Source organism: Pseudalkalibacillus sp. A8 (assembly GCF_045920555.1).
GTDB lineage: Bacteria > Bacillota > Bacilli > Bacillales > Fictibacillaceae > Pseudalkalibacillus.
In genome coordinates this window covers 3947937-3971357 of the sequence record NZ_CP174509.1, presented here as the reverse complement: position 1 = coordinate 3971357, position 23421 = coordinate 3947937, and the positions used below count along the sequence as shown (strand labels likewise).

Below are 23421 nucleotides of genomic sequence, written 5' to 3'. Positions count from 1 at the left end.
GCGGAAAATTTCTATGCTATTCTATAACTATAATAAAAGAGTCCTGGGGTGTACGTTTCTGCCGAACGTTTGAGCCAACACTTTTTAAATGGGAGTCTGAGTTTATGATTTGCGTGCAAGCCTTCAGTGAAAGGACGCATAAAAATTGTAACAGGACACCCACCTTTTCAGGCAGGTTCAACACAGAAGGATTTCGACGGCACATATGGGACTCTTACAAAGTTCAACCACTGGAGCAATCAGGTGAAACTGGTTGCTTTTTAATTTGCCTTGAGCTATTGCAATCAAGATAAGCAATCGTATATGCTATTATGGACATTTGTTTGGAGTACTGGAGGAATATACAACATGTTACATCAGTTTTCACGTAATGAATTAGCAATAGGAAAAGAAGGGTTGGATGTACTTAGAGGTTCAACCGTTGCAGTATTGGGAGTTGGGGGCGTTGGCTCCTTTTCAGCAGAAGCGCTGGCTCGATCAGGTGTCGGGCGGCTGATCCTGGTCGATAAAGATGATGTAGATATAACAAACGTCAACAGACAGCTTCATGCATTATTATCTACAGTCGGTCAGCCAAAGGTTGATCTGATGAAAGATCGTATTGCAGACATCAATCCAGACTGTAAAATAGAAGCGCTCAAGATGTTCTATACAGAAGAAACATACGAGCAGTTCTTCAGTTATCCGCTTGATTTCGTGATCGATGCCTCTGATACGATTTCTTATAAAATCCATTTGATGAAGGAGTGCTTAAGACGGGAAATCCCGATCATCTCAAGTATGGGTGTAGCGAATAAGATGGATCCGACACGCCTGCGAATCGAAGATATTTCGAAAACCAGCTACGATCCGATAGCTAAAGTCATTCGTACACGTTTACGGAAGGAGGGCATCCATAAAGGAATCGATGTTGTCTATTCTGATGAAAAACCCGTACAAATCCGTGAGGAGATCCGTAAAAGCATTGTTCCTGATGAAAATGCAAAAATCCGTAAAGCGAAAATGCCGCCTTCATCAAACGCTTTTGTTCCATCGATTTCAGGATTGCTGATGGCAGGGCATGTAATCAATAGCCTCCTGGACAAAAATAACATTGAAATAGAACGGATCAGATGAAGATTCGGAATGTGGAAAGTGCGGACCGTAAAGGGACTGCACTTTTTTATTATGGTTTCAAAGTACCAAGTTGAAGGGTTCTTTTTTGTGATTTTTGAGTTAATAAGGTTTCTGTTGTCCACTTCAATAAGAAGCAGAAAAAGAGCTTGAATTTCAAGCTCTTCTGTCTGCGTCTATTGGTATTTACTTTGCTACTTTTTCCAGGTTTCCGTTTTTATCCATTTTGAATTTGGATGCTGAAATTTCTTCTTGGTCTTGAAGCAGGACCATACGCCTTGCACGATCCATGATTTGAAGGAGTGCCTGATAATCATCTTTCAATGATGCGAAGTTATCCTTCAGTTCTTTCAATTCAGCCTCATACTCTTTATTTTGCTTTTTGAGCATTTCACATTCTTGTTCTAAACGCTCATTTCTTTCTTTTACCGATTGAGAACCAGTATTGTCGTTCTTCAATTGATTCAGGAATTGAATAACTGCATCAAGATCGACTGATTGTGGTCCATCCTGTTGCTTGTATACAGGTTGCTCTGGTGTTATGGGCTGCGCCGGAGTCATTTCTGGTTTTTCTTCGGCTGTATAGTTTCTATGCTTACGTTCAGAAAGAGGATGATAGTTTTCAAAATCCATAGTATCATCAAAGCGAGTTTGATAAGTAGTCGTTTTTTCCGGTTGTTTCGTTTTTTGTGAATTGCTCGAAGCTACTGCACGTTTACGTTCTTTACGTTGTCTACGAGCGATTTTCAGTGCTTGCTCATATTTTTTTCGTACGATGGCATTCCATCTGAAACCGACAGCAGCGGATGTGCGGTCCAGTTTGTCTCCGACCTCTTCAAACGCTTGCAGTTGAGTACTTCCTTCCCGAACGTGTCTTAACACCGTTTCGGCCAATAATAGATCATCTTCTTCTGACCATGCATCTTGTCTCTGATTTGACATGAAAAATTCTCTCCTTTTTATCCCAGAAGGTTTTTAGCCTTATCTTGGACAAAAAAGAGAGAAACTATACAAGATTACTATATTATTTTTGTGATAAAAGATTGATTGATAGGTTATTCACCTTTTTCATCGCGCCCTTTATAATAATCAAGCCTTCTGGTAACCGTCTTTTCATACCCTCGTTCACTCGGATGGTAGAACGATTTATGCTTGAGGTGGTCTGGAAGATACTGTTGCGGCACGTAACCATCTTTGTAATCATGGGGATATTTATACCCTACTCCTGACCCTAATTCCTTTGCGCCGCTGTAGTGGGCATCTCTTAAATGGGTCGGCACTTGCCCGGCTTTTTCATTTTTCACCGTGTTCAATGCTCGATCGATCCCTGTGATCACCGCATTGCTTTTAGGCGCAGTTGCGATATATAGAGCTGCCTCAGCTAGTGGGATACGGGCTTCAGGCATTCCGATGAAATCAACTGCTTGGGCGGCAGCTTGAGCGATGAGCAATGCATTCGGGTCTGCTAACCCGACATCTTCTGCCGCATGTACATAAAGCCTTCGTGCGATGAACTTCGGATCTTCCCCTGCATAGATCATTTTTGCCAGCCAGTAGAGAGTAGCATCAGGATCCGAACCCCGGATGCTTTTGATAAAGGCTGAAATCGTATCATAATGGTTATCACCTTGTTTATCATATTGCAGGACACGCTGTTGAATCGATTCTTCCGCAATTTCTAAGGAAATGTGGATGACACCTTCAGAATCTGGTGGCGTCGTGAGAACAGCGAGTTCAAGGGCATTCAATGCTGTACGCGCATCCCCGCCCGCCACATCAACCAAATGGTCAAGTGCGTCTTCGTCCGCCTGGATCGAATGATTTCCGAACCCTCTATCAGGATCCTTGATCGCTGTTTCTAATACTTTTTTCGTGTGCTCTTCTGTCAATGGTTCGAAACGGAACAATCTTGAACGGGATAATAGAGCCCTATTGATCTCGAACATTGGACTTTCTGTCGTCGCACCAATCAGAATGATCGTTCCATCCTCCACATACGGTAAAAGGGCATCTTGTTGACTCTTGTTGAATCGGTGGATTTCATCTATGAATAATAAGGTTTTTTGGTCTTCCATCTTCAGACGTTCACTTGCCTGGGTCGTTATGGTACGGATGTCTGCTACGCCAGAGGTGACCGCGTTGATTTGTTCAAAATGGGCTGCTGTCGTATTGGCTATGATTTTTGAAAGGGTTGTTTTCCCGGTCCCAGGGGGTCCGAAAAAAATCATTGCTGATAACTGATCGGCTTCAATTGCCCGCCGGAGCAGCTTCCCTTTTCCGACAATATGCTCCTGCCCGATGAACTCATCCAGATTCCTTGGCCTCATCCGGTCTGCGAGAGGTTTCCCTTTTGGTCCATCCTCCATCGACATATCGAATAGATCCATATTTCCACGTCCTTTCAGGGACAATCTCTTCTAAATATTGTATCAATTCAACTGAACGATACTATACGACTCGATTCAATGCAAGAAGAACCTTTTTCGTGCTATAATGTCATAGGTAAAAAATTCAGATAAGAAGAAACCGAAACAGCTTAAGTTAAATAATGGAAGTATAGGATATGATATTAGTTATAATAGATCTTTTAGGTGTAGTTGAGTTGTCAATTGAGGAGGATATTATGAAAATTTCAACCAAGGGACGTTACGGATTGACCATCATGATGGCATTGGCAAAAAAACATGGTGAAGGACCAATCTCTCTGAAATCAATCGCAAAAGACCACGAATTATCCGAGCACTATCTCGAACAGTTGGTAGGTCCGCTCCGTAATGCAGGGTTAGTTAAAAGTGTACGTGGAGCATACGGCGGGTATACTTTGGCCCGTAATCCGGAAAATATAACAGCAGGAGATATCATCCGTGTACTCGAGGGTCCGATCACCCCAGTTGAAATCATGGACGACGAAGAACCAGCAAAAAGAGACCTCTGGATCAAAATCCGCGATGCTGTGAAAGAAGTCCTTGATAGCACCACTCTTGAGGAGTTGGCTTCTTATAGTGGTGGTGAGGATGATCAAGAGTCTTACATGTTCTACATTTAAAAGTCCATGTACATGCGTCTACAAGTGTACCTTTGAAGAAAGCTTCCTCGGTACAACTCGTAGCTTTATGCATGTTGTGCTCGTTGCGTTGTTCAGTTTTAGCGGTCCTCCGACGTACAGGATGTACCAGGATCGGCGTTGTCACAGGACGTGACGGTTTTAGCCGGTGTCATTATCCGGTCTCAAAGCTTTCGTGCATTGAATTACTCGTTTCTGAATCGTTCATTTTGAATTGATTAGAATTAGATATGCTTGAATAAAAAACTACGAATTTTCGGGGCAGGTATTTTAAATTTCGCAAAAACCAACTAATTAAAATAAAAAATGTTCAACAAGGGTTGGACAATTCAATAAAGGTGATTTTATGAGTGGGATTTATTTGGATCATGCTGCAACTTCTCCAACGCGTGAGGAAGTCGTTGAGGCAATGATTCCATACTTTACAACACAATATGGGAACCCTTCGAGCATCCATCAATTCGGCCGGAATACGAGACAAGCGTTAGATGAAGCAAGAAGAGTGATCGCTTCGAGCATCAATGCCAACTTCAAGGAAATAATCTTTACAAGCGGTGGTACCGAATCCGATAACATGGCGATCCTCGGAGCTGCTTTCGCGCTTCAAGAGAAAGGCAAGCATATCATTACATCGAAGGTTGAACATCATGCCGTTTTACACGCAGTTCAATATTTAGAAGAGAAAGGATTTGAGGTGACGTATCTGCCTGTCGATGAAGAGGGGAGAATCGAACCTCAGCAAGTTGAGGATGCTATCCGTGAAGACACGATCCTCGTTACGATCATGTATGGAAATAACGAAGTGGGTACCCTTCAACCAATTCAAGAGATCGGAAAGATTACGAGTGAAAAAGAAGTACTCTTCCATACGGATGCGGTTCAGGCATATGGGAGTGTCGTGATTGATGTGAAGCATATGGAGATTGATCTTTTATCTGTATCTGCCCATAAAATCAATGGCCCTAAAGGGAATGGCTTCTTATATGCCCGTGAAGGTCTATGGCTGGAGCCGAGAGCGTTCGGGGGCGAGCAGGAACGCAAAAGAAGAGCGGGTACAGAAAATGTCCCGGGCATCATGGGCATGAAAAAAGCGGTGGAATTGATTCAGGCAGAGAAGGTCGATCGTCATGAGCAGCTTCTAAATATGAAAAAGAGGATGCTTGGAATTTTTAAAGAGGAAGACATTGAATATGTGCTGAACGGATCAATCAGTAATTCGCTTCCTCATGTATTGAATGTGAGTTTTCCTGGAACGAATGTTGAAGCTATGCTCGTCAACCTTGATTTAGGTGGAATCGCTGCATCTAGCGGGTCTGCCTGTACAGCAGGTTCGATCGAGCCCTCCCATGTACTGGCGGCCATGTTTGATGATCATGAGCGCATGACCTCTGCAATCCGTTTCAGCTTCGGTTATGGGAATACGATGGATGAAATCGAACGGGCAGCAAAAGAGACGATCCGTATCGTCAATAGATTGACATCAATGTGAGATAGAGGTGAGAAAGATGGATAAAAGACCTGAAGATACACGTGTCGTTGTTGGTATGTCAGGTGGTGTCGACTCTTCAGTAGCGGCATTGCTTTTAAAAGAACAACGGTATGATGTGATCGGGATTTTTATGAAAAACTGGGACGACACGGATGAAAATGGAGTATGTACGGCTACTGAGGATTATGAAGATGTTATCCGGGTCTGTAACCAACTCGACATTCCTTACTATGCGGTTAACTTCGAAAAGCAATATTGGGATAAGGTATTCTCGTATTTCCTGGAAGAATATAAAGCAGGCCGTACACCGAACCCTGATGTCATGTGTAACAAAGAAATCAAGTTCAAGGCTTTCCTCGATCATGCGATGAGCCTTGGAGCTGATTATGTTGCAACTGGGCATTATGCGAGAATTGGAGAACGTAATGGTGAGAAGGTTATGCTACGTGGTGTAGATGAAAACAAAGATCAAACGTATTTCTTGAATCAACTCAGCCAGGATCAAATTTCAAAAGTGATGTTCCCGATAGGTGAATATAAAAAGCCGGAAATCAGGGAAATGGCTCAAAAAGCGAACCTGGCGACCGCGAAGAAAAAAGACAGCACAGGCATCTGCTTTATCGGAGAGCGGAACTTCAAGGAATTCCTCAGTCAATATCTTCCAGCTCAGCCTGGTGAGATGCAGACGTTATCTGGTGAAGTGAAAGGGAAGCATGACGGCCTCATGTATTATACGATCGGTCAGCGACATGGACTTGGTATAGGCGGGGATGGTGACCCTTGGTTCGTTGTCGGAAAAGATTTAGAGAGGAATGTGTTGTTTGTTGAACAAGGGTTCCATAATGAGCTCCTTTACTCGGATAAGCTAAATGCAACGAAGGTTAGCTGGATGACTGGAAAAGAGATGCCAGACGAAATCAAGTGCACGGCGAAGTTTCGTTACCGTCAACCGGATCGTGATGTGACTGTCCGTAAGACTGAAGACGGGACGTATGATGTGATTTTTGATGAACCACAACGTGCGATCACACCTGGCCAAGCTGTCGTCTTTTATGATGGAGATGTATGCCTTGGCGGAGGCACAATCGATAAAGTCTATAAAAAAGAGGAAGCAATATCATACTTGTAAAATGTACATGGACAGAAGTGGACCTTTTCAAATGAATGTTTGAAAGGTCCTTTCCATTTGTCTTTTGATATAATAGTTCTGAGCCATTTTTAAAAGGAGGCTTACGATGTCTGATAAGAATAAAATCGGAATTGAATTGATGAAAGAAGGAAAATACGAAGAAGCAGCGAAGGCTTTCCATAGTGCTCTTGAAGAACAGCCGGACGATCCAGTCATTTATGTGAACTTTGGAAACTTGTTGGAAATTGTAGGAGAATATGAAAAAGCGATGGGCTTTTTCGATAAAGCAATCTCTCTGGATGAGACAATGGCTACCGCCTATTATGGGGCAGGTGTCGTTTTTTATAAGCTTGAGCAGTATGATGATGCTCTTGACCTTTTCCAGGAGGCCATCAAGAGAGGTCTTTCCGATGGAGATTCACACTTCATGCTAGGGATGAGTTTCTCACAATTGGGAGACATCAAGCGTGCACTTCCTCACTTCCAATCAGCAGCTGAGAAGAACAAACATGACGCCGAGGCATGGTTCCAATATGGAATGACACTAGGGAAGCTGAATTTGTTCGAACAAGCTATCACAGCATTGGAGAATGTCATCGAGCTCGATGCAACCCATGCAGACGCTTACTATAACCTTGGTGTTGCGTATTTGTACAAAGGAAATCTCCGTAAAGCAAAAGGGATGTTCAACAAAGCGATTGAATGTCAAAACGATCATTTACTTGCACATAATGGGATCAAGAAAATCAATGAATTACAAGAGTCCACTGAAACCAAAGAGTAGCGGGGCGAAATAATGGAGTTACAAAGCCATTTTGATTTAAAAACAGATGAAAAACGATATGTGAAAGGTTCAGTTCTTCATGTCATCTATCAAAATAATGAAACCTTTTATTCTGTATTGAAGGTATCCACAAAAGAATCCAATTTAGCCGGAATAGAAAAAGAAATGATCATGGTAGGCACATTCCCTGTGTTGATGGAAGAAGAGACGTATATTTTCTGGGGGGATGTGAAAGACCATCCAAAATACGGGAAACAGTTTGTCGTGGAATTTTACAGAAAAGATCTCCCTCGGACTGAAGATGGCATGGTTCAATACCTTTCCAGTGATTTGTTCAACGGAATTGGGAAAAAGACGGCGGAAAAGGTCATTCGTACACTTGGTGAAGATGCTTTTTCAAAAATCATCGAAGATCCCGATGTTTTGAATGAGGTCAAGGATTTGTCGGAAGAACGCGCAAGGACCATTTATGAAACGTTGATGGAACACCAAGGTCTTGAACAGCTTTTGAGTACCTTGCATCGATACGGGATCGGGCCTGCCATTGCGATGAAAATCTACCAGTCTTATAAAGACGAAGCCATTTCTATCATCCAGTCGAATCCATATCAACTGATTTATGATATTGACGGGATCGGTTTTCGCAGAGCGGATGAGCTCGGAAATGCTTTAGGGATTGAGGAAACATCATCCGAGCGTGTTCAAGCAGGTCTTCTTTATAACCTGAAAGAACTCTGCAACCAGCACGGACATACATATATAGAAGTTGATGAACTGATTGAAGAAACAAAAGAACTGCTCTTTACCAAGCCGCTGGACTTTGAAATGGATTTTTACAGCGAGATCGTCTCCTTACACGGTGCCGGGAAAGTGATCATCAAGGATGAAAACGCGTATCTGCCTTCTCTTTATTTTGCTGAATATGGTCTTCTCCAAAAGCTTGAACGTTTATTGAAACAAGACGAATATGACCGGATAGAACTGTCTGACTTCTACAATGCACTCGGGACGCTTGAAGAAACCCAGGGAATCGAATATGCTGAGGCCCAGAAGGATGCAATCTATAAGGCGCTCACTTCCCCTATGATGATTTTGACAGGGGGTCCTGGTACTGGGAAAACCACAGTCATCAAAGGAATCATTGAAACGTACGCCGAAATTCATGGGCTTTCGTTGGATATCCATAATTACAAGGATGACGATTTCCCATTCTTACTCGTCGCGCCGACCGGTCGTGCCGCCAAACGGATGAGTGAATCTACCGGACTTCCAGCAGTAACGATACATCGCTTGCTCGGCTGGAAAGGTGGCAGTGGATTTGAATATCATGAAGAAAATCCGATTGCCGGGCGGCTTCTGATCATTGATGAAATGTCCATGGTCGATGTACGACTTGCTTATCGTTTATTTGATGCTTTACCTGAAGAGATCCAGGTGATTATGGTAGGAGATGAAGATCAGCTTCCATCTGTAAGCCCAGGACAGGTCTTGAAGGATTTTATCAGTTCAAAAGTAATACCGACCGTGCGGCTTGATGAAATTTATCGACAAGCAAAAGGGTCGACCATTGTACAGTTGGCTCATGAAATGAAAAAAGGCGGTTTGCCACAGGATCTCAAGGATCCTCAACACGATCGCCGTTTTTTTCCATGTTCGCAAGATCAAGTTACAAAAGCGGTCCTTCAAGTTTGTAAAAGTGCCATGACAAAAGGATATACAGCCAGGGATGTCCAAGTTTTAGCACCGATGTACCGCGGACGCGCTGGAATAGATGAACTTAACAAAGAATTGCAGTCAATGTTCAATCCTTCTCATGACCAAAAGAAAGAAATCGAGTATTTTCAAACGGTCTACCGTGTAGGTGATAAAGTTCTCCAGCTAGTCAATGTACCAGAAGAGCAGATCTTCAATGGGGATATAGGAGAAATCGTTTCGATCATCTATGCAAAAGAAACGGCCGATAAAGAAGAACAGATTGTGGTTTCCTTTGACGGAATTGAAGTGACCTTCAAAAAGACAGATCTCAACCAGATCACCCATGCTTATTGCTGTTCCATCCATAAATCGCAAGGAAGCGAGTTTCCGATTGTCGTATTACCGATTGTAAAAGGATATTATCGGATGCTGCGCCGTAATTTGATTTACACTGCAGTAACGAGAAGCAAAGAGTATTTGATTCTTTGCGGCGAAATGGATGCGCTGGAAAGAGCGGTGCAGCAAAATGATTCAGGGACTCGCAACTCCCATCTCAGTAGAAAACTAAGAGATACAGTTGAAACCTCCCTTATAAACGGGACTAAAAGTGAGAGCGTATAAACTAAGAGGAAACGGGACATCCTATTCGTAGCACTTTTTGATTTATTCAAGAGGAGGAACGAACATGAGATGTCCCAACTGCCAATGCAAAGATCTTGGCAAAATCGGGGTTGACCAATATTACTGTTGGGGATGTTTCATCGAACTGACGGCTGTTGATGGCAAACTGGCTCTCAATCAAGTAGAGGAAGATGGCAGTTTGACTTCTTTGGATGATTTGTTCGATGATGACGATCTAAGTATTTCAATGTAACTTCAAACTGGGATGGTGTTAAATATGAATCGTACTATCATGACTATAGCAACGACCTGTGCCGGTGCCTATCTTATCAAATCTTTATACGGAAAAGATATGAGGCGAAATCGTTTGTTTTCGGGTAAGAGAATGAAACGGATTCGCAAAAGAATTGCAAAAGCGATTTCTTGATCAGGACTGACGTTCATGTGAATGTCAGTTCTTTTGCTTTTTACGACAACCTGCTAGTTATTCAGAAGGTTTTGTTAAATTTTAATGCAGGATTTTTATAGAACATTACTTTAAGCGAAAATCACGACACTCCTGCGGAAAAATCGATCCAGGCGAGACCCTACATCGACCTAAGGATCTTCGAGTGTAATAATGAACTTCGACTAAATACCACCACGTCCTGCGCCTGCGGTTACTCGGCGCAAAACTACAAGGATGAAATTTAAGTCCGCTGTGGTCTTGTGGTGAACGTTGAAGCCAGCATAAGGAAAGCTTCTAAGAATTCTCAACTCAGACACGGAAATGATTTCATTTTTGTGTTGTGATCCTGTGCAAGTGACCGAGGCTTGCGGAATTAGGCTAATTCAGAGAAGTAATGTCTAGCTCAGCGACCAGTCACTTGGATCACTTTCCTGCGGCGGTAACACACTGATTTAACATCTTATGTGTGAGCCCACGCAGAACCGAACTTTGTTTGGTTCGAGCCTCCTCGTCAGTCTTCCAGTGACCTATGTGACTAAGCGTGGTCGCTTCCGCTTTTCTTAAGCCCGCGGAAAGGGAGTGATTTTCGCAAAAACCAACGGTTAAGTATGATAAAGCTATTCAAAAAGAAATGAATAGCCGGTCTGTTTAAGCACACGTTAAAGATACGAGAAAATGTGAAGAGAACCGGTGGCGCTTATGAAAAAACTATTTACAATTGAAGCACTGGTAAGGCTTGGTATGGTCTTATTGACTTTATTATGTGCCTTCGTTCTTATGAAACTGAAACCGTTTTGGGATCCGATCCTTGATACGCTCATGGCAGTATTCCTGCCTTTTTTCGTTGCGATCTTCATCACATATCTCTTACATCCAATTGTAGAGTGGATTCATAGGAGGGGGATTCCGCGTTCGATCGCTATACTTATCATCTATCTTACCTTTTTCGGCGGTACAGGATACCTGATTGTTAAAAGTGTCCCGTATCTGATCTCCCAACTGAAAGATCTGAGTGACCAATTACCTTATTTATCTGAAACCTATAGCACATGGGTCAGGGAATTTTACGAACATACCGACAATCTTCCGGAAGCAGTTCATATAGAGTTTGAAAAGACGCTGAACTCGGTTGAAAAGTACTTGAAAGGGTTGATTGCTGGTATTCTCGGGACTATAAAAGGGTTTTGGCGTAATCTATTTGCATGGGTCGTTATTCCATTCCTCGTTTTTTATATGCTTAAGGATTTTAAAAGAATTATGAGGGGTATGTGGAACATCACGCCGAAAAAGTGGCAGGAGCCGGGAAAGAAGATCATTGATGATATTGATGTATCGCTGGGTAACTATATACGAGGCCAGTTGACAGTGGCTTGTGTATTGGCTGTCCTTGCAATCGCCGCGTTCTGGATAGCAGGAATACCTTATCCAATAATTCTCGGTATCATCATCGGTGTCACTGATTTCATACCCTATTTCGGGCCGATTCTTGGGGCGGTCCCAGTTGCCTTGATTGCCGCTACGATATCAGTAAATAAACTATTGATCGTCATAGGAATAGTAATTGTCCTTCAATTTATCGAAGGAAATATCCTTGGGCCGTTGATCGTCGGAAAAACATTGCACATTCATCCTATTGGAATCATATTTGCACTATTGATCGGGGGGGAAATCGGAGGGATCGTCGGGTTATTGCTTGCTGTACCTTTGTTCGCAATAGGGAAAGTCATCTTACAAAATGCAAGAGAGTATTTCTGAAATGTTGACAATGCTGAAAATTAAAGTCTATAATTAACGACAGCAGAACATGAATATGTAAAATGATGATGGAATGAGTAAGTCAAAGCCCTTCCTTTCAGAGAAGAACCTCCCTGGCTGAAAGAGGTTCTGGATGAAGATTGACTGAACGCTGATCCGGAATGCAGGCAAACCCTGCCGGCGCACACCGTTAATGTGTCGAGGTGATGAATGCGCGTTTGTATTCATAACCAGGGTGGTACCGCGTGATAACTCTCGTCCCTGTTTTGAGGATGAGAGTTTTTTTGTTTGCTAAAAAAACTTATTGGATCTCAATAAACGAAAATAGGAGGGAATCAATGATGAAAACACTTACTTCAGCTGATGTAAGACAAATGTATTTGGATTTTTTCAAAGAAAAAGGTCATAAGGTCGAACCAAGTGCATCCCTTGTGCCACATGAAGATCCTACACTACTATGGATCAACAGCGGGGTTGCAACCTTGAAGAAATACTTCGACGGTCGTGTGGTGCCAGAAAATCCACGTATCGTTAATGCACAAAAATCAATCCGTACGAATGATATCGAGAATGTAGGGAAAACTGCCCGGCATCACACCTTCTTTGAAATGCTCGGAAACTTTTCAATCGGGGATTATTTCAAAAAAGAAGCGATCCATTGGGCTTGGGAATTCTTAACCGACGATAAATGGCTCGGGATCGATGCTGAAAAACTTGCAGTCACGATTCACCCTGAAGACGATGAAGCACATGACATCTGGCATAACGAAATTGGCCTTCCGAAGGAAAAGATCATCCGTTTAGAGGAAAATTTCTGGGATATCGGTGAAGGACCGAGTGGACCGAATACGGAAATCTTTTATGATCGCGGTGAGAAATATGGAAATGATCCAAATGATCCTGAACTTTTTCCAGGTGGTGAAAACGAACGTCACTTAGAAATCTGGAACCTTGTATTTTCCCAATATAACCATAATCCTGATGGAAGCTATACACCGCTGCCTAAGAAAAACATCGATACTGGAATGGGGCTTGAACGCGTCATTTGTGCCTTACAGGACGCTCCGACAAACTATGAAACAGATCTGTTCATGCCAATGATTGAAGCGACAGAAAAAATTTCAGGCATCGATTATGGGAAGAATCCAGAGATTGATACTGCCTTCAAAGTGATTGCTGACCATATCCGTACAGTCACATTTGCAGTAGCAGACGGGGCATTACCTTCAAATGAAGGACGGGGCTATGTATTACGCCGTCTTATCCGCAGAGCGATCCGCTTCGCTAAACAGTTGAACATCAGTAAGCCGTTCATGTTTGAGCTTGTACCTGTTGTGGCAGAAGTCATGAAGGATTTCTATCCGAATGTTCTTGAAAACTCCGATTTCATCCAAAAAGTTGTTAAGAATGAGGAAGAACGGTTCCATGAAACCATCAACGAAGGCTTAGCGATTTTATCCCAAATGATGAAACAAGCAAAAGAGAGCGGGAGGAATGAACTTTCAGGATCAGATGCATTCAAACTATATGATACGTATGGATTTCCTTTCGAATTGACTGAAGAATATGTAGAAGAAGAAGGTTTGACAGTCAATCGAGAACAATTCGAGGTGGAAATGGAAGCTCAGCGGGAGCGGGCACGTTCGGCTCGTCAAGACACAGGATCCATGCAAGTACAGACAGGGGTTCTAAGTGATATCAAAACAGCGAGTGAATTCATCGGTTATGATCAACTTCATGGAGTCTCTAAGGTCAGTGTAATTGTCAAAGGAAGCGATGTAGCCAGTGAAGCCAAAGCTGGTGAAGAAGTTCTTGTCATTCTTGATCATACGCCGTTTTATGCAGAGAGCGGTGGACAGATCGCTGATAAAGGAACGTTGGAAAATGACAATGTGTTTGCTGTCGTGAAAGATGTCCAAAAAGCACCGAATGGGCAAAACCTCCATACGGTCTATATTGAAAAAGGTGAATTGAAATTGGATGATACGGTTGAATCAAAAGTCAATGAAATAAGCCGTGCCGGTGTCATCAAAAACCATACCGCAACTCACCTGCTTCACCAGGCTCTTAAAGATGTCCTAGGTAAGCATGTAAATCAAGCTGGTTCGCTGGTAACACCGAATCGTTTGCGGTTCGACTTCTCACACTTCAATCAGATCAGTCCAGAGGAATTGGAAAAGATCGAATCAATCGTCAATGAAAAAATCTGGAGTACAATTCCTGTAGAAAAAATGATCAAGCCTATTGAAGAAGCTAAAGCGATGGGTGCTATGGCACTTTTCGGTGAAAAATACGGTAGTGAAGTACGTGTCGTAAAAGTAGGAGATTACAGTCTTGAGCTTTGTGGGGGTTGCCACGTTGCAAATACTGCAGAAATCGGGTTGTTCAAAATCGTAGCCGAATCAGGCATCGGTGCTGGGACACGCAGGATCGAAGCAGTCACAAGTGAAGGTGCATACCGCCATATGACAGGACAAGTTCAAATACTGAAGGATACAGCTGAAGCTTTAAAAGCCAACTTGAATGATGTACCAGCAAAAGTCGGGGCAATGCAATCACAAATCAAAGAGCTGCAGCGGGAAAATGAATCACTGAAAGGTAAACTCGCGAACATTGAAGCAGGCTCATTGATCGATCATGCTGAAGAAATCAATGGGGTAAAAGTATTGGCTAGAAAAGTTTCCGCAAGTGATATGAATAATCTCCGTTCAATCGTAGATGATTTAAAGAACAAGATCGGTAGTGGCGTTGTCGTTCTTGGATCGGCTCAAAATGAAAAAGTGAATATTGTTGCAGGAGTTACGGATAATTTAACGAAAGAAGGCTATCATGCAGGTAAAATCGTAAAGGAAGTCGCTACCCGATGTGGAGGCGGTGGAGGTGGACGTCCAGACATGGCTCAAGCTGGCGGAAAACAACCCGAAAAACTCGATGACGCATTAAATTATGTTTACGAATTCGTCAAATCCATTTCCTAAACCTGTATGTGTATTGTACAATGAAGGTAGAAAAAGCGGGGGTTTCCCAATCAAACGCTAAAGAGAGGTGTCAAGATGAGCTCATTTGACAAGACGGTAAAGTTCAATTTTCAAGACGACTCGATGGATGCCAACGTCAAGCATGTGTTGTTATCAGTTTACGACTCATTGCAAGAAAAAGGATACAATCCGATCAACCAGATCGTAGGGTACCTTTTATCAGGTGATCCAGCTTATATTCCTCGTCATAATGATGCTAGAAGTAAAATCCGAAAACTTGAACGAGATGAATTGATTGAGGAACTCGTAAAATCCTATTTGGCACAACACCAAGAAAGTGAGCGATAATTACAGCTTATGCGAAAATTAGGATTAGACGTCGGTACAAAAACAATCGGCATTGCGGTAAGCGATGCGTTAGGATGGACGGCACAAGGAATCGAAACATACCGGCGGACGGGAGACATCGACCAGGAGATGCAGTATTTGAAGCAACTGGCAGAAAAATATGAAGTCGATACAATCGTGGTTGGTCTTCCGAAGAATATGAATGGAACAATTGGCCCAAGTGGAGAAATGTGTCAAGAATTCGCAAGGCATATTGAGGACACATTAAAAATATCCACTGTGCTGTGGGATGAACGGTTGACCACGGCTGCGGCGGAACGGATGCTTATTGAAGCAGATGTCAGTCGTAAAAAGCGAAAAGGGGTCATTGACAAAATGGCAGCTGTGCTCATATTACAGAGCTTTCTAGACAGTCCAGCCGCTAACTAAGAAAGAGGTGCTAAAAATGCCAGAGGAAGAAAAAGAGCGTATCATTATCCCAGATGAAAATGGAGAAGAACACTTATTTGAAGTTCTCTTTACATTTGATGTCGACGAAACAGAACACTCCTATATGGTACTTGTTCCAGCGGAAACTGGTGAGAATGAAGAGGATGTTGAAGTTTTCGCTTTCCGATATGAGGATAAAGGCGAAAAAGATGACGATATTGAGCTCTTTCCGATCGAAACCGATCAAGAATGGGATATGGTTGAAGAAATGTTGAACACTTTCCAAGAATCCGAAGAATTATAAACAAAACGATAACAGGGCTGACCACAAATGTGGTCGGTCTTTTTTTCTTTTGGCTTTGTTAAATTTAAATGTTGAGATAAAATTCTTTTAGCGAAATTCGTGACACTCCTGCGGGAAAACCGAGCCAGGTGAGACCCCGCGCTTTAGAGGATCTTCGACTAAAAACCACCACGTCCTATGGTGAACGTCGAAGTCAGTACATCCTGTACAAGTACGTCCTGCGCCTGCGGTTACTCACTCGGCGCAAAACTACAAGGGTGGAATTTATGTCCGTGGTCTTGTGGTGAACATCGAAGTTAGCATAAGGAAAGCTTCTAAGAATTCTCATCGCAGACACGGAAATGATTTCATTTTTGTGTTGAGATCCTGTGCAAGTGAACGAGGCTTGCGGAATTAGGCTAATTCAGAGAAGTAATGTCTAGCTCAGCGACCAGTCACTTGGATCACTTTCCTGCGGCGGTAACACACTGATTTAACATCTTATGTGTGAGCCCACGTAGAAACAAACTTTGTTTGGTTCGAGCCTCCTCGTCAGTCTTCCAATGACTTACGTGACTATACGTGTCGCTTCCGTTTTTTCTTAAGCCCGCGGAAAGGGAGTGAATTTCGCTGAAATCCACAATGAAGAATAACAGAGATTTCTTTTTACACAGAACATGACCTTTAACCCATACCCTTATTTTGACAAATTCTAAAAAAATTGACGAATTTAAGCCGAATTAGTACTAACTTATAGTATAATAGAACAGATGTATTAAGGGGGGATATTTAGGTGCTTCAACCAAATCTTGATCAAGAAACGATCGTTCGCCGCAATCAGGAAGCAAAGATTGTAAGACGTGTTGTCTTCATCGTGCTCACGCTTCTTGTTTTTTCGGTCGTAGGCGTTGGGATCGGTGGCTATGTATATATTAATGGTGCTTTGGAACCAGTGGATGCTTCCAATGATAAACCAGTAGAAGTAGAAATACCGATCGGAACTTCAACAGAGGCAATCGCAAAAAAATTAGAAGAGAGCGGCGTCATCAAAAGTGCCCTAGTATTCAAGTATTATGTCAAATATAAAAATGAAGATGATTTTCAAGCTGGGAATTATGAATTGACCCAATCTATGGAAATGAAAGATATCATCAATTCCTTGAAGGACGGAAAAGTATATAAACAAGCTGAAATGACTGTCCGGATTCCAGAAGGATTACGTATAAACGAAGTGGCAGAAAGAATTGCCGCACAAACGGATTACACAGAAGAAGAAGTCCAAGAAAAAATGAAAGACAAAGAATTCATAGAATCATTGATGAAGAAATATCCAATCTTGAATGAAAAAATATTGGAAGAGAAAGTGATCTGGCCGCTTGAAGGGTATCTCTTCCCAGCAACCTATGAATTTTATGAAAAAGACCCATCATTGGAATTTATCATTGAATCCATGGTCCAAAAGATGAATAAAATCGTCATGTCCTACCAGGCAGACATTCAAGATTCAGGGTATAACACCCATCAGATCCTGACCTTGGCGTCAATCATTGAGGAAGAGGCAAAAGAAAAGGAAGACCGTTTTAAAGTGTCAGGGGTCTTCTATAACCGACTCGCAGAAGGGATGCCTCTCCAATCCGATGTAACGGTAACTTACGCACAACAACAATCAAAAATCACAGTTACCTACAAGGATACAGAATTCGAATCACCATATAATACGTATCATGAGTCCGGTTTACCTATCGGACCGATTTCCGCACCTGGAGAATCAGCGATCAATGCCGCGGTTAACCCGGAGCCGAATCCGAATTACTACTTCTTTGCACGGCCGAATGGCGAAGTCCTTTACGCAAAAACGTTGGATGAACATAATAAGATTAAGGAAAAGTATATCCAGGAGTGGCGTGACCTGGCAAATAAAGATAAAGAATAATATTGGAAATTAGAGGGGATGGGATTGACTCGCATTCCCTCTTTTCTTATGTTAAAATAGACCGGGTTAAGAGGAGGCTTCCACATGATTTCTGAAGAAATGAAACTTTATTTAGAGGGACTGATCCCTGATAGACAACAAGAAATTCTACATATGGAGCAACAGGCTCAGGAAGGGAACGTTCCAATCATGGATTTGATCGGAATGGAAGCTCTTTTACAAGTCATTCGACTTCATAAACCAAAACGAATTTTAGAAATCGGCACTGCGATCGGCTATTCGGCAATCCGAATGGTACAAGCCGTCCCGGACAGCCGAGTCATTACAGTTGAACGTGATCCAGAGCGGTTTAGTCAAGCCATGGACAACACAACTGGAATGGGATTACAAGATTCAATACATGTAATTGAAGGAGATGCACTTGAAAAGATCTCGGAAATTGAAGAGGCAGGACCATATGATTTTATTTTTATAGATGCTGCAAAAGGGCAGTACCAACGTTTTTTCCAGGAGTTTGAGAACATGCTTGTCCCTGGCGGGGTCATTGTAAGCGATAATGTATTGTTCAGAGGTTTCGTCACGAAAGGAAATGAGGAAATCAAGTCGAGAAGATTTCGGAAGTTGACTGATAAAATTCGGAACTACAATGAATTTTTGATGGATCAATCTAACTTCCATACAACAATCCTTCCAGTTGGTGACGGAATGGCGGTTAGTATTATGAAAGATAAAGAAAAGAAATAAGATAAAGGGGAAGAAGCATGGGTAAGAAACCAGTTGTAATAGGTGTTGCCGGAGGTTCAGGCTCTGGAAAGACGACAGTAGCAAAAGAGATTTTCAGACAGTTCGCTGATCAATCGATATTAATCCTTGAACAAGATGCATACTATAAGGATCAATCCGATAAATCAATGGAAGAGAGATTTGAAACAAATTACGATCATCCGCTTGCATTCGATAATGATTTGTTGATCAAGAATATCGAACAGCTTAGAAACAAACAGTCCATTGAAAAACCGGTTTATGACTATACAGCACACACAAGAAGTGATAAAATAATCCCAATTGAACCAAAAGATGTTATCATATTAGAAGGTATCCTTATTTTAGAGGACGAGCGGTTACGCGATTTGATGGATATTAAATTGTTCGTTGATACTGATGCAGACGTCCGGATCATTAGACGTCTACTTCGAGATATCAACGAACGGGGACGTACCATCGACTCTGTAATCGATCAATATACAACGGTAGTTCGTCCGATGCATAATCAATTCATTGAACCGACGAAGCGTTATGCTGATATCATTATTCCTGAGGGTGGTCAAAATAGAGTAGCGATCGATCTGATGGTGACGAAAATCAATACTATTCTGGAGACTAAAGAAATATTAAAACCGTGACAGGGGGTAAGATTACCTCTGTTTTCAATATATGAGGTGAAGATCTTCATATCGTATTGTACAATGTTTACGCTTACATTTTTTATTAATACGTCTTTAGTTTATATGCATATACTAGTCGGTAACGAGAAGGTTTTAGAGGAGTGAGCACATAATGGCAGAAGAAAAGAAACACTATATGACAGAAGAGGGAAAGCTGAAAATCGAAAACGAATTAGAGTACTTAAAAACAGAAAAACGTAAAGAGGTTGTTGAACGAATTAAAGTCGCGAGAAGTTTCGGAGATTTATCAGAGAACTCCGAGTACGATGCAGCTAAAGATGAACAGGCTTTCGTAGAAGCGCGTATCCAACAGCTTGAAAAGATGATCCGTAATGCAGAAATCATTGAAGAGCAAAATCAAAACCCTAACGTCGTCTCTATTGGTAAGTCAGTGAAGTTCATCGAATTACCTGACGGGGAAGAAGAATCTTATACCATTGTCGGCAGTGCAGAAGCGGATCCATTCGATGGAAAAATCTCTAATGATTCGCCAATGGCTAAAAGCCTGTTAGGCCGTACAGTCGGCGATGAAGTAGCCGTCCAAACGCCAGGCGGAGAAATGAACGTACGTATCGTAGAAGTAAGCTAATAATTGATTGACCCGTTTATCGTTAGATGAACGGGTTTTATAATGAATTCAGCATTAAAAAGAGGGGCTCTGACTTAAAAACGTTAGCGGACACCAGAGACCTTATTACATCGAAAAATACCATTTCCATGATTTTAGTGGACACCAGAGAATTTATATACCCATAAATCATTGGAAATGGGCATCTAAAATACAAATAGCGGATTATTGAAATGAACATCAGTGAATAATCCAATCACAAAATAAAACTTGTTTTAAAAAAGCTGTTTAGGGTGAAAATGTTGATGAGGTGGAACTCATATGAACAATCCAAAACGGCTTTATCATATTTTGATTTTATGTAATATTTCATTAATGGTCTTGATCGGCAGGCTTGCTTATATCCAATTGATTGATACACACTCTTTTTCAAAACACCAGGTAAACCTGGTTGAAGAAAGTGTGGAGCAACGGATTCACTCAATCGCTTTAGACGATGGAAGAGGGAAGATGGAGGACCGCTACGGGAATCTTTTAGTGGAAGTACATGAGCCTTCCATCATCCTTTTTCCATTTTTAAAAGAGGATGAGGAAGCCCTTAAGAAGATTGGTGAGATTATTAATCGATCCACCTTTGAATTGAAAAGCAAATTGGAGAACCGAAAAGATCCCCTTGTAATAAAAAATAAAGACATAACTGGCGAAATAGTTGATGAAGTTAATGAATTGATGATCCAGGGTGCTTTCGGCCAAATGCTTTCAACAAATGAGGAGAGTACGTTTGCGAGGCATTTTATCGGTTCTATTCGAGAGAGTCCTGAAACAATACGAAAAAAGTACCCTGAACGAGTTGAGAAAGGACTGATAAGCCAATCAACTAAAGTCGGTGTCAATGGTGTACAGGAAGCCTTCGATCCTTTCTTGATTTCAGAAGGGGAATCGAAGCTTATTTACCATGTTGAACAATCTGGAAAACCGCTCTTTGGATTTGACGTTAAATATACCGCGCCCTCGAATCCGTTTTATCCGGTATCTTTAAAGACTACATTGGACCCGGTGGCGCAGCAAATTCTTGAAAATGCAATCGATCAATCCAGGATCACGAAAGGCGGCGCCGTTTTGTTAGATGTAGAGTCAAGTGACGTCTTGGCCATGGTAAGCCGACCGTTACCGCCTAAACACAATCCGCTTGCTGAAGGAACGGAAAATCAGATGCTCTCCCCCCATTTTCCAGGCTCTGTTTTTAAAATAGTTACAGCAGCAGCGGCGATTGAAGAGGAACATCTTGTAAACGATCCGGACCGAACCTTCGATTGTAGTCAAAACACGTATAATGACGGTGAAGGGCAACGTGATTTAGGCAATCTCTCTTTCGAAGAGAGCTTTTTCCAGAGTTGCAACAACACATTTGCAACGTTGCTTACCGAAATGATGGAACAGGATCAGGACATTGTAGAAGAATATGTAGGAAAATTAGGAATTGCGGATTATGCTGGATGGAAAGGCGATGTGTTCCATATGGAGGACTTCACCCACTTTCCCGGGGAGCACCGAACTGAAATATGGGATAACGAAAAGGACAAACATGTTTCTCGTGCAATTGCCCAAACCGCCATCGGACAATTGAATGTGCGTGTTTCCCCTCTCTCTGTTGCAAATATGATGGCTACAATAGCAAGAGGAGGCACAAAAAAACAAGTGCGCTCAGCCCATTCTGTTTTATATAAGAACGGGACGACACTTGCCGATTTCGAGGAAAAAGAAATGGATGGTGAAACTTTATCTCGCTATACCGTCAAAAAACTCCAGGAGTTATTAAAAGGAGTCGTTACGGATCCAAATGGCACAGGACATGCATCATTTGACCAATTACCCTGGACTGTAGCAGGGAAATCCGGGACAGCTGAAAAAGGGGACAAGGATCAGAAAGTATACAACAAGTGGTTTGCAGGTTATTTTCCGGCTGATGCTCCAAAGTATGTGCTGGTCGTTGTTGACTTGGATGCAGTAGAAACAGAAACTGCTACGAACAAGACATTTGTGCAGATTGTCCAACAGCTGTATGAAAGGCAACAACAACCAGACTGATCAAGTATATGTTATGCTTTGGTTTGGACGACTTTCACTTCATGGTTGGGGAGAACATGGTCCTGAAGATGTTGTTCTTTGTAAGGCGCCAGGATGAATTCAAAGAGCCTTTGTTCAGATACATCATGTACTTCAAGTGTGGAACCATCATGTAAACAGACATGTAACGTTTGCGTATCTTTTTGATAGCCAATCGTATGAAACGTCTTAAGATTCCATTCTTCTGAATGAAAAGTTGTAAACTGCATACATACCCCTCCTTATTATTTATATTGGTCATGATGTGACGAAAATCCTCTTTAACGACAAAATTAGTTTTAAAATTACAAATATTCACATAATTATTTATGCAAAATTTTCTTGTACGGTACAAAAATTAATACTTCATCGAATCTATGTAGAGTGGTAGAATAATATGTAGAATTGGAGGGGAGACCATGAAAGATAATTTTTCACCCAGCTCGAGATATGAGCGAACACAAAAAAATAAAAAGCAAACGCTTATATTGAATATATTGATCGGTATCGTCTTCATCGGGATCCTTGCCGTCGGAGCTTCTATGCTTTTAGGTGATAATGAATCCGCAACTGAAAAACAATCAAATAATGAAAATACTGCTTCTGTATCAGATTCAAATGAACAGTCTGACGAATCAAGCAATGACGAAAACGCAGACGAACAAGCATCAGTGGATGAAGAGAGTAAGGAGAATGAAGAAAACACTGACAGCGAATCCAAGGAAGATGAAACATCCGTAAAAGAAGAGGATTCATCTGATTCAAGTAACGAAGATAGTGAAGGCTATAAAACATATGAAGATGAAACCGCTGGACCAGATGGAGATTGGCAACCGGTAGGAACAGTCCAGGAAGGCGAACATCAATCCAGTTTTGAAAAAGGGACAACCGATTGGAACGAAAAAGAAAAAGCACTTCAATATGCGACTGGTTTATCACCTGATGAAATCGAATACTGGTGGATCGGAAACGGTGGATCGCCGACGACTGCAAAAGGTATCGTAAGTACGGCTGAAGAGAAAGACAATCCTTATGTTGTCATGCTGGAATGGGTGGAAGGAGAAGGCTGGAAGCCGACTTCTGTCACACGCGAGCCTGGAGCGGCAAACTAATGGATAAGAAAAGAATGACCCAAAGGATGGATTCCTTTGGGTCATTTTTAAATAATGGCTTTGTTAAATAGTATTGTTGATTTTTGCTGAAATTTTCTAAAGCGAATTCGCTATACTCCAG

The 23421-nt window shown here is 41.9% G+C and carries 22 protein-coding genes, 1 other RNA gene and 1 other annotated feature; of the genes, 20 read left to right on the top strand and 3 right to left on the bottom strand.

The features are described from left to right. Positions 1-37: 37 nt before the first annotated feature. Positions 38-216: non-coding RNA, 6S RNA (gene ssrS, locus ACJROX_RS20405), on the top strand. A 132-nt stretch (positions 217-348) separates the two neighbouring features. Beyond that, on the top strand, positions 349-1116 hold the full coding sequence (locus ACJROX_RS20400) for a ThiF family adenylyltransferase (RefSeq protein ID WP_408007038.1): 768 nt from the start codon (positions 349-351) through the stop codon (positions 1114-1116). A gap of 183 nt (positions 1117-1299) precedes the next feature. On the opposite strand, the gene ACJROX_RS20395 is transcribed toward ACJROX_RS20400, so the two are convergent. Together ACJROX_RS20395 and ACJROX_RS20390 are read right to left on the bottom strand one after the other, a co-directional pair. Next, the gene (locus ACJROX_RS20395; protein ID WP_408007037.1) at positions 1300-2055 is read right to left on the bottom strand and encodes an RsfA family transcriptional regulator; all 756 of its coding nucleotides are present in this window, start codon (positions 2053-2055) and stop codon (positions 1300-1302) included. Positions 2056-2168: 113 nt separating this feature from the next. After that, positions 2169-3500, bottom strand: a complete 1332-nt coding sequence (locus tag ACJROX_RS20390) for an AAA family ATPase (RefSeq protein WP_408007036.1) — start codon at positions 3498-3500, stop codon at positions 2169-2171. A gap of 236 nt (positions 3501-3736) precedes the next feature. Between ACJROX_RS20390 and cymR the strand changes: the two genes are divergently transcribed. From cymR to ACJROX_RS20305, 17 genes are all read left to right on the top strand, one after another. After that, positions 3737-4159 (top strand): cysteine metabolism transcriptional regulator CymR, encoded by a 423-nt coding sequence (cymR, locus tag ACJROX_RS20385; RefSeq protein ID WP_408007035.1) that lies wholly within the window; start codon positions 3737-3739, stop codon positions 4157-4159. 364 nt (positions 4160-4523) lie between these two features. Next, on the top strand, positions 4524-5666 hold the full coding sequence (locus ACJROX_RS20380) for a cysteine desulfurase family protein (RefSeq protein ID WP_408007034.1): 1143 nt from the start codon (positions 4524-4526) through the stop codon (positions 5664-5666). A 16-nt stretch (positions 5667-5682) separates the two neighbouring features. Next, the gene (gene mnmA / locus ACJROX_RS20375) at positions 5683-6795 is read left to right on the top strand and encodes a tRNA 2-thiouridine(34) synthase MnmA (RefSeq protein ID WP_408007033.1); all 1113 of its coding nucleotides are present in this window, start codon (positions 5683-5685) and stop codon (positions 6793-6795) included. A 106-nt stretch (positions 6796-6901) separates the two neighbouring features. After that, on the top strand, positions 6902-7579 hold the full coding sequence (locus ACJROX_RS20370) for a tetratricopeptide repeat protein (RefSeq protein WP_408007032.1): 678 nt from the start codon (positions 6902-6904) through the stop codon (positions 7577-7579). 12 nt (positions 7580-7591) lie between these two features. Then, the gene (locus tag ACJROX_RS20365; RefSeq protein WP_408007031.1) at positions 7592-9895 is read left to right on the top strand and encodes an ATP-dependent RecD-like DNA helicase; all 2304 of its coding nucleotides are present in this window, start codon (positions 7592-7594) and stop codon (positions 9893-9895) included. Between the two features lie 64 nt (positions 9896-9959). Beyond that, positions 9960-10148 carry a hypothetical protein gene (locus ACJROX_RS20360; RefSeq protein WP_225064065.1) on the top strand — a complete coding sequence of 63 codons (189 nt, stop codon included), beginning with the start codon at positions 9960-9962 and terminating at the stop codon, positions 10146-10148. 24 nt (positions 10149-10172) lie between these two features. Then, the gene (locus tag ACJROX_RS20355; protein WP_408007030.1) at positions 10173-10322 is read left to right on the top strand and encodes a hypothetical protein; all 150 of its coding nucleotides are present in this window, start codon (positions 10173-10175) and stop codon (positions 10320-10322) included. Between the two features lie 720 nt (positions 10323-11042). After that, the gene (locus tag ACJROX_RS20350; protein ID WP_408007029.1) at positions 11043-12098 is read left to right on the top strand and encodes an AI-2E family transporter; all 1056 of its coding nucleotides are present in this window, start codon (positions 11043-11045) and stop codon (positions 12096-12098) included. 56 nt (positions 12099-12154) lie between these two features. Next, positions 12155-12364: a binding site (T-box leader), on the top strand. A 75-nt stretch (positions 12365-12439) separates the two neighbouring features. After that, positions 12440-15076, top strand: a complete 2637-nt coding sequence (gene alaS, locus ACJROX_RS20345; RefSeq protein WP_408011716.1) for an alanine--tRNA ligase — start codon at positions 12440-12442, stop codon at positions 15074-15076. Between the two features lie 75 nt (positions 15077-15151). Then, positions 15152-15424: an IreB family regulatory phosphoprotein gene (locus ACJROX_RS20340; RefSeq protein ID WP_408007028.1), complete on the top strand. Its 273-nt coding sequence runs from the start codon at positions 15152-15154 to the stop codon at positions 15422-15424. Between the two features lie 9 nt (positions 15425-15433). Beyond that, positions 15434-15853 carry a Holliday junction resolvase RuvX gene (gene ruvX / locus ACJROX_RS20335; RefSeq protein WP_408007027.1) on the top strand — a complete coding sequence of 140 codons (420 nt, stop codon included), beginning with the start codon at positions 15434-15436 and terminating at the stop codon, positions 15851-15853. Between the two features lie 16 nt (positions 15854-15869). Continuing rightward, positions 15870-16157 carry a DUF1292 domain-containing protein gene (locus ACJROX_RS20330; protein WP_408007026.1) on the top strand — a complete coding sequence of 96 codons (288 nt, stop codon included), beginning with the start codon at positions 15870-15872 and terminating at the stop codon, positions 16155-16157. A 772-nt stretch (positions 16158-16929) separates the two neighbouring features. Next, positions 16930-18069, top strand: a complete 1140-nt coding sequence (gene mltG, locus ACJROX_RS20325) for an endolytic transglycosylase MltG (protein WP_408007025.1) — start codon at positions 16930-16932, stop codon at positions 18067-18069. Between the two features lie 84 nt (positions 18070-18153). Further along, positions 18154-18813, top strand: a complete 660-nt coding sequence (locus ACJROX_RS20320) for an O-methyltransferase (protein WP_408007024.1) — start codon at positions 18154-18156, stop codon at positions 18811-18813. Between the two features lie 17 nt (positions 18814-18830). Then, positions 18831-19472: a uridine kinase gene (gene udk / locus ACJROX_RS20315; RefSeq protein WP_408007023.1), complete on the top strand. Its 642-nt coding sequence runs from the start codon at positions 18831-18833 to the stop codon at positions 19470-19472. A gap of 154 nt (positions 19473-19626) precedes the next feature. After that, positions 19627-20103 (top strand): transcription elongation factor GreA, encoded by a 477-nt coding sequence (gene greA, locus ACJROX_RS20310; protein ID WP_408007021.1) that lies wholly within the window; start codon positions 19627-19629, stop codon positions 20101-20103. Positions 20104-20403: 300 nt separating this feature from the next. Continuing rightward, on the top strand, positions 20404-22170 hold the full coding sequence (locus ACJROX_RS20305) for a penicillin-binding transpeptidase domain-containing protein (RefSeq protein WP_408007020.1): 1767 nt from the start codon (positions 20404-20406) through the stop codon (positions 22168-22170). Positions 22171-22181: 11 nt separating this feature from the next. Here the strand turns inward: ACJROX_RS20305 and ACJROX_RS20300 are convergent, their stop codons facing one another. Then, on the bottom strand, positions 22182-22418 hold the full coding sequence (locus ACJROX_RS20300) for a KTSC domain-containing protein (RefSeq protein ID WP_408007018.1): 237 nt from the start codon (positions 22416-22418) through the stop codon (positions 22182-22184). A 189-nt stretch (positions 22419-22607) separates the two neighbouring features. On the opposite strand from ACJROX_RS20300, the gene ACJROX_RS20295 reads away from it, so the two are divergent. Continuing rightward, a complete protein-coding gene (locus ACJROX_RS20295) occupies positions 22608-23300 on the top strand; it encodes a YrrS family protein (RefSeq protein ID WP_408007016.1) in 693 nt (230 codons plus the stop codon). Positions 23301-23421 lie beyond the last annotated feature (121 nt).